9 protein-coding genes are annotated in these 13,063 nt (G+C 52.8%); 5 read left to right on the forward strand and 4 right to left on the reverse strand.

Features of this window, described 5'->3' with window-relative positions:
* Nucleotides 1–81: 81 nt before the first annotated feature.
* Together HP572_RS18235 and HP572_RS18240 are read right to left on the reverse strand one after the other, a co-directional pair.
* Nucleotides 82–318 (reverse strand): hypothetical protein, encoded by a 237-nt coding sequence (locus HP572_RS18235; protein WP_240583949.1) that lies wholly within the window; start codon nucleotides 316–318, stop codon nucleotides 82–84.
* Nucleotides 319–400: 82 nt separating this feature from the next.
* On the reverse strand, nucleotides 401–2,302 hold the full coding sequence (locus HP572_RS18240) for an IucA/IucC family siderophore biosynthesis protein (RefSeq protein WP_240583950.1): 1,902 nt from the start codon (nucleotides 2,300–2,302) through the stop codon (nucleotides 401–403).
* A gap of 250 nt (nucleotides 2,303–2,552) precedes the next feature.
* Between HP572_RS18240 and HP572_RS18245 the strand changes: the two genes are divergently transcribed.
* Entirely contained in the window at nucleotides 2,553–3,434 is an 882-nt protein-coding gene (locus tag HP572_RS18245) for a CoA ester lyase (protein ID WP_240583951.1), read from the forward strand.
* Between the two features lie 83 nt (nucleotides 3,435–3,517).
* Here the strand turns inward: HP572_RS18245 and greB are convergent, their stop codons facing one another.
* Nucleotides 3,518–3,997 (reverse strand): transcription elongation factor GreB, encoded by a 480-nt coding sequence (gene greB, locus HP572_RS18250; RefSeq protein ID WP_039288614.1) that lies wholly within the window; start codon nucleotides 3,995–3,997, stop codon nucleotides 3,518–3,520.
* Between the two features lie 173 nt (nucleotides 3,998–4,170).
* On the opposite strand from greB, the gene HP572_RS18255 reads away from it, so the two are divergent.
* Nucleotides 4,171–5,886: a lysophospholipid acyltransferase family protein gene (locus tag HP572_RS18255; protein ID WP_039311536.1), complete on the forward strand. Its 1,716-nt coding sequence runs from the start codon at nucleotides 4,171–4,173 to the stop codon at nucleotides 5,884–5,886.
* Between the two features lie 335 nt (nucleotides 5,887–6,221).
* On the forward strand, nucleotides 6,222–7,889 hold the full coding sequence (locus HP572_RS18260; RefSeq protein WP_240583952.1) for a methyl-accepting chemotaxis protein: 1,668 nt from the start codon (nucleotides 6,222–6,224) through the stop codon (nucleotides 7,887–7,889).
* 59 nt (nucleotides 7,890–7,948) lie between these two features.
* Here the strand turns inward: HP572_RS18260 and HP572_RS18265 are convergent, their stop codons facing one another.
* Nucleotides 7,949–9,235 (reverse strand): citrate synthase, encoded by a 1,287-nt coding sequence (locus HP572_RS18265; RefSeq protein ID WP_240583953.1) that lies wholly within the window; start codon nucleotides 9,233–9,235, stop codon nucleotides 7,949–7,951.
* Between the two features lie 348 nt (nucleotides 9,236–9,583).
* Between HP572_RS18265 and HP572_RS18270 the strand changes: the two genes are divergently transcribed.
* Both HP572_RS18270 and HP572_RS18275 read left to right on the forward strand, forming a co-directional pair.
* Entirely contained in the window at nucleotides 9,584–11,917 is a 2,334-nt protein-coding gene (locus tag HP572_RS18270; protein WP_240583954.1) for a Tex family protein, read from the forward strand.
* Between the two features lie 223 nt (nucleotides 11,918–12,140).
* Nucleotides 12,141–12,929, forward strand: a complete 789-nt coding sequence (locus tag HP572_RS18275) for an IclR family transcriptional regulator (RefSeq protein ID WP_039484681.1) — start codon at nucleotides 12,141–12,143, stop codon at nucleotides 12,927–12,929.
* Nucleotides 12,930–13,063 lie beyond the last annotated feature (134 nt).

A 13,063-nucleotide genomic window follows, 5' to 3' on the forward strand; every position in this document is an offset into this window, starting at 1 on the left:
CAATTACCATCCAATCTCTTCCCGGCTCAGCCCACTCAGTCCCACAATTATCTCGCAGACTCTGTGTTATTTATCTCACTTCTAATCAAGCAGCCCGGTGCTGGACGACCGCGCCGACATGCCGCCCGCAACCAGCCCCTGCACGGCTTCCGCGTCTTTGGCTTCCACCACGATCGTGGAATCATCGCGCTCGCCCGTTGCAGACTGCGCGGGTATCGCGATGCCGCTTAGCACAGCCGTGACGGCGATGGCCAACGCGGAGGGAATAGGAAAACGAGTCTTCCCGGTAGGTGGAGTGAAGTTCTTCCTGGCGTTCATCAACAAAGTTATCCATCTCAAAATGAGGAGTGAAAAAGATGCTCCCGTTTTTCAGCCTGTGAGGCGGGAGCATCGCCATACATCACGATCCGATGCGGGTTGATTCCTCTTCAATGAGGAAGGGATTGCTCAGACCGTGCTGAATCCGGTAGTCACGATATTCCTGGATGTGCATGCGCAGCAGCGAACGCGTATACCAGGGCTGGGTCAAAAACATGTCGCGTTCGGTCTGCCACAGCTCGCCATCAACGCGCGATTTCACCGCGTCAAACGCCGCGGCGGTTTCTTCTTTCATCACCTGCCACAGCCGGGAATCGGTAAAGCCGTACTCCGCGCTGAGCGCCAGCGCCAGTTCGTGCAAGTGGCTGACAAAGCAGGCATCGACGACAAACATCCGCACTGGCTCGATGTCGTCTTCAAATACCGTGGGCAGAATGCCGGGCCAGACGTAGGGTTGCAGATGATGACCGCGCTGACGCAGCAGCGGCGCATAGGTACGCCCGTCGCCGAAATCACGGATTAATAATCCCTGCGCGACACCTTCCGGTGAAAAGAGGATCTGGCTGTTCTGCTGATGCGCTTCCAGCCCGATGCCGTACAGCAGATAGATAGCGATAACAGGTCGGGTTACGGCGCGGACGTATTGGCGGAACCACGCTTCGGGGCCAAGCCCGGACAGCGTCACCAGCTCGGTGAACAGCGGTTGGTCACGGTGAGGCAGCGCCGTAAACAGCGTCGCGACGGTCACGGGCAGCGCGCCGTCGGTGCGTTCATAAATTCGTGCATCGCGGAACACGACGGAGAGGTGTTTGCCCGGCGCGTCATCCTGATGAATCGCGTGTTTGTAGTGGAACGCCGTCTCTTCGCGGAAAAATTCCAGCCGCTGTTCGAACCCGCCTTCCTGCGCCAGAATCGCTTCGATAATGGTGCTGATACGTGGCCCCATGTGGATGGATTTCGCCTGTAGGCTGCGCATTTCGCTGGTCATCCAGATGGCGACGGGCAGTTTGATGAAAGGGGACGCAGGCGGTTCAACAGGCAAAACGGTACGGAACGACATACCCGGCAACGTGATGAGATCGGGGCCGTCGGTAAGCAGAATCCTTTCGGCAATTTCATCCGCGTAGTGGGATTTCACCCAGTTTTCCAGATGCCAACTGTGGATGGGCAGCGGGAGCCACTGCGTCTCATCCAGCCCTTGTTGATTCAGGCGCTGCTTCCAGTCCTGCCAGAGCGCGGGGAATGCCTGAGCAAACCACGCATGAAAATCATCGACGTGCGGCATGGATTCTACATACGCCATATCGCGGCGCAGCGCGGTAATACGCAGCGGTACGCGGGCGTTAAATTCGGGTGACAGCTGCTGGACGTCTTCGTCACTCAGGCCGGGGCGGGATTTCCAGGTCGGGTAGTAAGGGTGCCCTTCCAGCGACCCCCACTGATCGAGAAACATGGCGGCATCGCGAATGCTTAGCTGCCGACGCAGCCACGGCGTGAAAGCGTTCTGCCCGTCCCGCTGCATCGCATCTGCCACCTCAGCACGCCACTGGCACCGATAGCGCCGGGCGTTGGTATCATTACGAATGCTGTTACCGACGTCTTTTTTCAGGCCACTGATGCCGCTTTCTTCAGGATGAAAATCGAAATTATCGCGAAGTAAATCAATCAATCGCTCGTGGCTGGTAACGGGAAAAGACGTCCCATCGGAATGAATGAGATAAATATTTCCATTATTAATATACGTGTTTGCCGGTGATGCGGAAATATCATCAAATTTCAATATACCTTTGCCCCCCTGCAAGATTAGCGTTGCTCCCCCAGAATTACCCTTAATAAAATTCAGGTCATTTTTATTCAAAATCCCTTCTGCGAAAAAGCAGCGAATCAATCGCCTTAACGCGTTTTTATTTGAGTAATCAGAGAGAAAATCATCTACATCCCGATGTATATCCCTGTGTTTAACTTCGTCAGCCTTGATATTCATAACCACTCCTCATACCGATAAAACAAGTAAAAACCGATTGCAGTAACGTATAAAAGGGTGTCATTAAATCTCGGGTTAACACGTCCCGAAACTTAATAAAAATGTCGTGATAGATGGATTGAAAAATAATGAACGGAAAGCTAGCATATCAACCACGAGAATGTAAATAGGTATCATTCTTATTCGCAACTAATTAGTTACATTTTAATAAAATATCATTTAATCAATGAATTAATAGAAGGAGAGCAGCATGGAACACGCTAAAACCTATCTCTTTGTGCCTGGTAATGCGCCCCACCGCTTTCAACAAGCCATCTGCTGCGGTGCCGATGCCGTGATATTTGATTTAGAAGATGCTGTTCATCCTGATGAAAAAAACCAGGCTAGAGAAAATATTATCCAATGGGATAAAAACGATACGCCCGTCTCTGAAATAAATTGCAAAAGATATATACGTTTAAACAAATTTGGTTCAGTGGAGTTCAGTGAAGATATCGAATTTCTGAATAGGCTTAATAATAAAGAAAAATTAAGAAATAACGCCCCATCCAAACATAAAACAGCCAAATGGGAAATTGTTTTACCTAAAATAGAATCCGCAGAAATGCTGCATGATGCGCGGGAAATGATAAATCGTAATAGATCGGAAGCGGTTCATATTATTGCGATAATTGAAACCGCGCAGGGGTTGCATCATGCAGAAGAGATTTGTGCTGCAGGGGTAGAAAGAGTCGCATTTGGCTCACTGGATTTCTCACTCGATATTCATTGCGATCAATCCTTGTATGCCTTGCTGTATGCCAGAAGCCGCATTGTATTAGCCTCCAGACTGGCCGACTTGCCACCACCGATAGATTGCGTCAATCCTGACTTCACGCATCACGACCGGGTGTTAGCTGACGCATTACATGCGCGCTCGCTCGGCTTCTCAGCCAAACTCTGTATTCATCCCTCGCAGATCGATGCCGTTCAGCAGGCATTCGCGACGGATCGCAGCAAAATAGACTGGGCAAAGCAGGTTCTGAAAGCAGCCGAACACAGCTACGCTTTCCAGATAAACGGTGAGATGGTGGACTTACCCGTCATTGAGCAAGCCAGGCAGCTATTGCGGGCGCAAAATGTAGATGACTAAACCTCTTGCGCCAATAGGACACGAAGGGGGATACGCTCGCCCGGCTTGCGGTGTGTTTCCCCTACGTGCCGCTGCCGGGCCGCTTATGACTTAACGTACTCAATCGAATTAACAAACCACTCACGCGGGCCGTCTGGCGTGTTCACGGTGAACTCCTCATCAACCGCTTTTTTCAGCATGGCGCGCGCCATCGGGGAATCGATCGAAATATAGTCTTTATTGTCGCCGTAGATCTCGTCCGGGCCGACAATCCGAAAACGCTTCACCTCACCTTGTTCATTCTCGATCTCTACCCAGGCGCCAAAGAATACGCTGCCATCCTGCTGCGGCGAATAATCAACGATTTTCAATTCCGTCAGGCATTTTCTGAGGTAGCGCACACGCCTGTCGATCTGGCGCAATAAACGCTTGTTATAGGTGTAGTCCGCATTTTCTGAACGATCCCCCAGGCTCGCCGCCCAGGAGACAATTTTCGTAATTTCCGGGCGCTTTACATTCCAGAGATGGTCATGCTCTGCCCGCAGTTTGTCATACCCCTCGCGGGTAATCAGATTGGTTTTCAAGTCAGTAACCCCGTTAGGCTCTTAGTGCGTACCACATGCTTCGCTATTCCCACGTGCAAAAATCGCGCGTTCATTACACAGATTTACAGTTTTGGCTAATAATCTATCAACAGACATAAATATGTCATTTCTATCCCGTACTTTTAGCCACGGAGAGCTACGGAGAACGATTTATGTTTAGCTTAGACGCCATTCTGCAAGATCTTGCCCCGCATCGCCATACGCCACCCTGGCAGAAAACGGTTTTGCGTTCTCTGCTATTTGAAAATGAAATGCACCAATTTGCGCGGCGTTACCCGCATTTGAAAGGCTTAGATCTGGTCGAACAGATTCTTGACTACTTCAACTTCAATTGTGAAATGGTCGAAGGGGATTTAGAAAACATCCCCAGTCAGGGGCCAGTGGTGTTGGTTGCCAACCACCCCATTGGCTCACTGGACGGTCTGGCGCTACTGCGTACCGTCGCCAGCGTCAGGCCCGATGTCCGCATCGTCGCCAGCCAGCTACTCTCTTATGTCGCCCCGCTCAAAAATCTGTTTTTTTCCGTCGATAACTTCAATAACCGCACCAAACGCCAGCAAATCAGCGCCATCCAGCAGCATCTGGAAGGCGACGGCGCGATCATCGTCTTCCCCGCGGGCGAGGTTTCACGCGCTAGCCTGCAAGGTATTCGCGACGGTCACTGGCATAATGGTTTTATCCGCATGGCGAGCAAAGCCCGCGCGCCCGTGGTTCCGATTCATATCGGCGGACGCAACAGTGCGCTGTTCTATCTCTCTTCCATGGTTTATCGCCCGCTCTCCACCCTGCTGCTGGTGAGAGAAATGTTCGGCCAACGCGATCAAACCCTCAAGCTGCGTATCGGTGCCAGAATTCCCTATGCGTCCTGGAGTCAGGGCGAATGGAACGCTAACGATCTGGCGGCCCGTTTCCGTCGTCACGTTTATCGGTTGGGACAAGGAAAGCCCGGCTGTTTTACCGGTGAAAAGCCCATTGCACTGGCCGAAGACCGCGTGCTGCTGAAGCGCGCGCTGTCAGAGTGCGAAACGCTGGGCACCACGCCGGATGGCAAGATTGTCTATCTGTATCGACGCGGTGAGGAAGATTACGTGCCGCTGTTGCGCGAACTCGGACGCCTGCGCGAAATCGCCTTCCGGGCCGTGGGCGAAGGATCTGGCCAACGTCGCGATCTGGACAGCTATGACGATGACTATTTGCATCTGATCCTGTGGGATGACCGCGAACTGGAGATTGTCGGTGCCTATCGCTTTGTCTCGACGGCCAGTTTGATCGCAGAAAAAGGGAAAAGCGGCCTCTACAGCCACAGTCTGTTCCAGTACGGCGACGAAATGGATCCGATACTGGCATCAGGCATTGAGCTAGGCCGCAGTTTCATTCAGCCCAAATACTGGGGTAAACGCGGGCTGGATTATCTCTGGCTGGGTATTGGTGCCTATCTGGCGCGCTATCCAGAACATCGCTATCTGTTCGGTCCGGTGTCGCTTTCCGGTACTTTGCCGCCGCATGCACGCGATTTGCTGGTTGCGTTTTATCGCTTGCACTTCACGCCCGATCAGCCGCTGGCTACGTCGCGTCGCCCTTATCCGGCCTCGCTGCCTGACGTGCTGAAACAGTTTGAAGGAACGGACTACCAGCAGGATCTCACGCGATTGAAAAGCATGCTCAGCAACATGGGTTGCGCAATCCCCACGCTCTACAAGCAGTATTCGGAGCTGTGTGAGCCGGGCGGCGTGCGGTTTATCGACTTCGGTATCGACCCTGATTTCAATAACTGCATCGACGGTCTGGTGCTGGTCGATCTGCAACAGCTGAAAGAATCACGCTATCAGCGCTATATCGCCCCTTTTGTTAGCGATAAAGCGTCGTGATCGATCGGTGCGTTAACGTCTAAAGGGGTTAACGCACCACTCTCCCACGTTTTTCTCATTATTCCCATTAGCCAACGCCGTACCCGCGCGCATTTTGTCTCTCAGATCACACATTTCATACGAAATCCCATTCGCCGTAATTTACGTGATCAACAGAACGCTTTTCTTGCCGATATTACAGATATTCTTATCGATATGTTTTTGAGGACGGGAGTGACCGATGTATCCCGAAAATACGAAACATAGCTATAATGCCTTGTCATTACTTGCATCGATTACGATAGCAAGCCCCCTCCGTTATGCCTTCATAGCATGTCAAAAAATTAAGGATGTTTATGAATATGCTGAACAGAATCAAACTCGGCAAGATGCTGGGTATGGGATTTTCTCTGGTTATTATCATCAGCCTGATGGTGGCATTCTTCGGACGACTCCAACTGGTTGGGCTGGGTAACGACATCAACCGGCTTTCCGGTACCACGTTGGCGAATATGTTATTGATTCAGGAAGTTAAAGCTGGCTTTGACGCCAATGCTCGTCTGATCCGTAACATGGCACTCAGCACCGATCCTGCGCAAATCAGGCAGGAAAAACAGTTCGTCGACGAGCAAATCGCCCGCAATACCGCCAACCTGAAAAAGCTGGGGCAACAGCTCGACACCGAAGGCACCAGTGCGCTACTGAAACAGTTTCAGGACACTCGTCCGCCCTACCTTGCGGCCTTTTTGAAAGCGATGGAATTGGTGCAGTCCACCGATCCACAGCAGCGTCTGCAAGGTAACACCATTATTCTCAATGAGATGCAGACGGCACAAAACGCACTGTTTAAAGTGCTGGACGCGATGATGGCCTCGCAGCAGCAGGATACCAACGAGATTGTCAGCGGGGCGCAGCAGGATGCGCAGTCCGGCAGCGTTATCATGCTGATTCTCGCACTTGCTGCCGCGGCCATGGCCGCGGTCGTGGCCTGGCTGATTACCCGCACGCTGAAAAACCAACTGGGTGGCGAACCGCTCTACGCTACCCACATTGCCCGGCAGGTCGCCGATGGCGATCTGGCCGTCGATATCAACATCAAGCCGAACGACCACAGCAGCCTGTTAGCCACCATGCGTCATATGAGCCATAACCTGGGTGATATCGTCGAGCAGGTGCGGCAGAGCAGCGAAGCCATCGCGTCCGGTTCCAGCCAAATCGCCGCAGGCAGCGAAAACCTGAGCCAGCGTACGGAAGAACAGGCCGCCAGCCTGCAACAAACAGCCGCCTCAATGGAGCAGATGAGCCAGGCGATTCGTCAGAATGCCCATACCGTGCGTAGCGTCACTCAACTTGCCAGCCAGGCCAGCGAAACAGCGACCAAAGGCGGTGATGCCATCAGCAACATGGTCATTACGATGAAAGAGATCTCCACCAGTTCACACAAAATCCGCGACATCATCAGCGTCATTGATGGTATCGCCTTCCAGACCAATATTCTGGCGCTGAATGCGGCAGTCGAAGCCGCACGCGCGGGTGAGCAAGGTCGCGGTTTCGCCGTGGTGGCTGGGGAAGTACGCTCGCTGGCGCAGCGCTCCGCCTCCGCCGCTAAAGAGATCGCGGTACTGATTAACACCAGCGTCGAAAAAGTGGAAGCGGGAAATCGTCTGGTTGAAGACACCGGCAGCACCATTGAGGAGCTGGTAAGTCAGGCGCGCAGCGTGGCGGATTTAATCAGTGAGATCGGGACGACAACGCAGGAGCAGGAATCCGGTATTTCGCAAATTCATGATGCCGTGAACCAGCTCGATCAGGTCACCCAGCAGAACGCGACGCTGGTGGAAGAATCCGCCAATGCGGCAACCAGCCTGCGCGAACAGTCCTCTCATCTGGTTACGCTTATGAACCATTTCCATCTGCGAGGCACGCCAGCAGTCCGCCCAGCGCCGACGGCGAAGAAAACCCAACCCGCTCGTTTAGCGCTCGCGCCAGTCGGCAACGCACAGGATAACTGGGAAAAATTCTAGGCTTATCCTGCCCGTGATCACCATGATGCCATGACATAGGCATCATGGTGAAAATCGCATCAGTCTTTCAGCGCGGAAACATAGTCCCGACGCGATTGTCCGGTATAAATCTGGCGCGGACGGTAGATGCTGATTTCATCCTGCTTATGCATCTCATCCCAATGTGCAATCCAGCCGATCGTTCTGCCAACGGTGGAAATAACCGTAAACATTGACGGCGGCAGCCCCATCGCTTTGAGAATGACCGAGGTATAGAAATCGACGCTCGGGTAGAGTTTATTCTCCAGGAAATAAGCGTCGGTCATCGCGATATGTTCCAGCTCCATCGCCACCTGCAACAGGCTGTCTTCCGTGCCGAGTTCATTGAGCACTTCATAACAGGTTTTGCGCAGAATCGCCGCGCGTGGGTCGAAATGCTGATAGACCGAGTTACCGAATCCCATCAGGCGGAATGAATCGCAGCGGTCTTTCGCGCGTCGTACAAATTCAGGAACGCGATCGACCGTTTTGATCTCTTCCAGCATGCGCATACAGGCTTCGTTCGCCCCGCCGTGCAGCGGCCCCCACATTGATGCCAGCCCGGCAGCAATGCAGGCAAACGGGTTAGCGCCGGAAGAACCCGACGCTCTGACCGCCATCGTAGACGGGCACTGACCATGATCGGCATGCAGAATCAGGATGCGGTTCATCGCTCGTTCCAGCACCGGATTCACTTCATATTTCTCCGCCGGAATCGAAAACAGCATATGCAGGAAGTTGCCGGTATAGGAGAGCGAATTGCGGGGATACACGGACGGCTGTTCGATGGAATATTTGTAGCACATCGCCGCCAACGTCGGCATTTTCGACAGCAGCCGCACGGCCGCCAGCTCACGATGCTCCGCGTTATGGATATCCAATACATCGTGATAGAACGCGGCCAGCGCACCCACCACCGCGCACATCAGCGCCATTGGGTGAGAGTCGCGACGAAAGCCGCTGAACATCCGGGTAATTTGCTCATGAACCAGCGTATGGCGGGTGATGTTGTCAGCAAATTTCGCATACGCTTCCGCCGAAGGCGCTTCACCATGCAGCAGGATGTAACAAACTTCAGTAAAGTCACACTGCTCGGCGAGCTGTTCGACAGGGAAGCCCCGATGCAGCAGCACGCTATTCACCGCATCTATATAGGTAATCGCCGACTCGCACCCTGCCGTATTGGCAAAACCGGGGTCATAGCTGCACAGCCCGTGTTCACCGAGTGGGCGAATATCCACCGCTGTTTTCCCCAGCACGCCGGAACGCATGTTCAACGTGATATCCGCCTGCCCTTCTGCCGTCAACGTGGACGTTCTGACTGTCATGAACCTTTCTCCTGCCCGAATTAATGATGTTGTCCTCGTCCGCTCTTACGGGCTTCTGGATCGGTCATCCCGTGCGGCGCTCAATTTATAGCTACACAAGGCCAACGTATGTCATACGCTAAAATCGTGAGTGGGTTGCAAGAATCTGACGGAATATTGATGTAGGTAAATTTTGCCGCATCTCTTTCCCCTTCTCCGATCGTAATCCGACGAACAGCACCATCATCGTCCCCGTATTCCAGACGGCGGCGGCTGGCATTTTGCACGCTCAATCCGTATAACTGTCCTCACTTATTTCACCCACTACTTATTTACTCCACTAACTTGATGACGATTGATATCAGACCTATGAATGATTCATTAAGCCACATTATCGCCAGCGAATTGCAGGCGCGTACGGAGCAGGTAGACGCCGCCGTCAGCCTGCTGGACGAAGGAAACACCGTCCCTTTTATCGCCCGTTACCGTAAAGAAGTGACCGGCGGGCTGGATGACACCCAGTTGCGCCAGCTCGAAACGCGCCTCGGCTACCTGCGTGAACTGGAAGACCGACGCCAGACTATTCTGAAATCCATCGACGAACAGGGGAAACTAACCCCGCAGCTCGCCACCGCCATTAACGGCACGCTGAGCAAAACCGAGCTGGAAGATCTCTATCTGCCGTATAAACCGAAGCGCCGCACGCGCGGGCAGATCGCGATTGAAGCCGGTCTGGAACCGCTGGCCGATGGCCTGTGGCAAGATCCGAGCCAGGAGCCGGAGCTGACGGCACAGGCTTATGTCGATGCCGAGAAAGGCGTAGCGGACGTGAAAGCCGCATTGGACGGCGCACGTTACATCCTCATGGAACGCTTTGCCGAAGACGCCACGCTGCTGGCAAAAGTGCGTCACTATCTGTGGAAAAACGCCCATCTGGTTTCCCGCGTCGTGGAAGGGAAAGAGGAAGAAGGTGCGAAGTTCCGCGATTATTTCGATCACCATGAACCAATTGCTCAGGTGCCTTCACACCGCGCACTGGCCATGTTCCGTGGCCGTAACGAAGGCGTGCTGCAACTGGCACTGAACGCCGATCCGCAACATGAAGAAGCGCCGCGTGAGAGCTACTGCGAACAGATTATTATCGACCACCTGAACCTGCGTTTGGGGAATGCGGCAGCGGACAGCTGGCGACGCGCCGTCATTAGCTGGACGTGGCGTATTAAAGTGCTGCTGCACCTTGAAACCGAACTGATGGGCAGCGTGCGTGAGAAAGCGGAAGACGAAGCAATCAACGTTTTCGCCCGTAACATGCACGACCTGCTGATGGCGGCTCCGGCGGGTATGCGCGCGACCATGGGGCTCGATCCCGGCTTGCGTACTGGCGTAAAAGTCGCGGTGGTAGATGCCACCGGCAAGCTGGTCGCGACCGATACGATTTATCCGCATACCGGTCAAGCAGCGAAAGCCGCTCCGATAATTGCCGCACTGTGCCTCAAATATCAGGTTGAGCTGGTGGCAATTGGCAACGGCACCGCCTCACGTGAAACCGAGCGCTTCTTCCTCGACACGCAGAAACAGTTCCCGGATATCAAAGCACAGAAAGTGATCGTCAGCGAAGCTGGCGCATCGGTGTATTCCGCGTCCGAGTTGGCGGCGCTGGAATTCCCCGATCTGGATGTCTCGCTGCGCGGCGCAGTCTCTATCGCCCGTCGTTTGCAGGATCCGCTGGCGGAATTGGTGAAGATCGACCCGAAATCCATCGGCGTGGGTCAGTATCAGCATGACGTAAGCCAAAGCCTGCTGGCGAAGAAACTGGATGCGGTGGTCGAAGACTGCGTAAACGCCGTCGGCGTTGACCTGAACACCGCGTCCGTGGCGCTGTTAACCCGTGTCGCCGGGCTGACGCGCATGATGGCGCAAAACATTGTGACCTGGCGTGATGAGAATGGCCGCTTCCACAACCGCGAACAGCTGCTGAAAGTCAGCCGTCTGGGGCCAAAAGCCTTTGAACAGTGTGCGGGCTTCCTGCGCATCAACCACGGCAACAACCCGCTGGATGCCTCTACCGTTCACCCGGAAGCCTATCCAGTCGTGGAGCGTATTCTGGCTGCAACCGAGCAGGCGTTGCAGGAGCTAATGGGGAACCCCAACGCGCTGCGTAACCTGAAACCTTCGGATTTCACCGATGAGCGTTTCGGTGTACCGACGGTAACCGACATCATCAAAGAGCTGGAAAAACCGGGCCGCGATCCACGTCCTGAGTTCAAAACCGCCAGCTTCGCCGACGGCGTGGAGACCTTAAACGATCTCCTGCCAGGCATGATTCTGGAAGGTGCCGTCACCAACGTCACCAACTTTGGCGCATTTGTGGATATCGGCGTCCATCAGGACGGTTTGGTACACATTTCGTCACTGGCCGACCATTTTGTCGACGATCCGCACAAGGTTGTGAAAGCGGGCGATATCGTCAAAGTGAAAGTGATGGAAGTGGATCTGCAACGTAAGCGTATCGCGCTGACTATGCGCCTTGATGAACAACCGGGCGAGACGGCATCACGCCGTGGCGGTGGCAATGCGCGTGGCGATAGCAATACTTCATCGCGTCAGCCAGCCGGTAAATCACGTCCTCGTCCTGCTAGCGCCCCTGTCGCTGGCAACAGCGCGATGGGCGATGCGCTGGCCGCGGCCTTTAAAAAGCGTTAACCGCCGTTCTGTCATTTACATCATGCCTGACCTTATTGACGGGGTCAGGCATCTTTCCTGCCAAAATACCGCCATTTTGTTTCCCTAATAAAACTACGTTTCATTTATATTGAAATATTCAACCACTTCGCGATTATTTTGTGATCTGCATCTAGGTAAATAAATTACCGTTGCGTTATTATTGTTCTATATAGGAAACCATAGTTTTATATATAGAACAACCATGAATATATTCCAACAGCTCGAACACAGTAAAGCACCGGCAGCCGTCCGTTTAGTGATGATTATTGACTACATCGCCAAACATGACGAAGCCAGCTTCACTGAGATTTGCACTGATTTGTCTATACCCAAAAGCAGCGTACATCATCTATTAGAAGTGCTGGTGGTGACGCAATTATTACGTCAGCGCGCTGACGGTCGTTATGTTTTGGGATTAAGACTGTTTGAGCTTGGCGGTTTGGTAATAAAGAATATTGATCTGCGTAAAGACACAATTAACTTTATGCATGAATTGGTCAAAGAGACGGAGTTGACCTGCCATCTTGGTATTATGGATGGCGATAACGGTTTCTTCCTGAGTAAAGTCGAATCGCCCAAGGCCATCGTAAAAACATCCTGGGAAGGTAAGAAAATTGTATTTAACCGTATGTCTCTGGGAAAAGTGCTCGTCGCCTGGCTGCCGCAGGAAAGAATTGAATCACTGATTGCCGATTGCACCTTTGAATATTTGACGCCCCGGACGATTACCAATAAAGAAGATTTCCTACAACACCTGAAAACCGTCAAAGAACAGGGCTGGGCCATAGACGACGGCGAAGATATAGAAGAGATCTGCTGCATGGCCGCGCCGATCTTTAACCAAAATGGTGAAGTCATCGCTGCTATCGGCGTTAACGGTATGCAGTCGCAATATGCTAACGGAAAAAAAGAAAAGCATCTGGCAAGCCTGATTAAAACCAGCAAAGCAATTACTGCACATATTAACAGCCGGAATATTGATATTAGATAATCTATTTATTGAAAATAACCCTAATGAATTTCAATTTATAATTTATTGAAATTCATCATAGTCGCGTAAAAATGGCGCGACGGATATATCACGACATAATGGCCTGCAAACGCTCATTAAGCATTGCGGGGAGA

Source organism: Pectobacterium sp. PL64 (assembly GCF_022477975.1).
GTDB lineage: Bacteria > Pseudomonadota > Gammaproteobacteria > Enterobacterales > Enterobacteriaceae > Pectobacterium > Pectobacterium jejuense.

Coding starts and splice junctions, on each gene's coding strand:
- HP572_RS18270 (WP_240583954.1), top strand. CDS start 9,584: ATGAATGATTCATTAAGCCACATTATCGCCAGCGAATTGCAGGCGCGT.
- HP572_RS18260 (WP_240583952.1), top strand. CDS start 6,222: ATGAATATGCTGAACAGAATCAAACTCGGCAAGATGCTGGGTATGGGA.
- HP572_RS18235 (WP_240583949.1), bottom strand. CDS start 318: ATGAACGCCAGGAAGAACTTCACTCCACCTACCGGGAAGACTCGTTTT.
- HP572_RS18275 (WP_039484681.1), top strand. CDS start 12,141: ATGAATATATTCCAACAGCTCGAACACAGTAAAGCACCGGCAGCCGTC.
- HP572_RS18255 (WP_039311536.1), top strand. CDS start 4,171: ATGTTTAGCTTAGACGCCATTCTGCAAGATCTTGCCCCGCATCGCCAT.
- HP572_RS18240 (WP_240583950.1), bottom strand. CDS start 2,302: ATGAATATCAAGGCTGACGAAGTTAAACACAGGGATATACATCGGGAT.
- HP572_RS18245 (WP_240583951.1), top strand. CDS start 2,553: ATGGAACACGCTAAAACCTATCTCTTTGTGCCTGGTAATGCGCCCCAC.
- HP572_RS18265 (WP_240583953.1), bottom strand. CDS start 9,235: ATGACAGTCAGAACGTCCACGTTGACGGCAGAAGGGCAGGCGGATATC.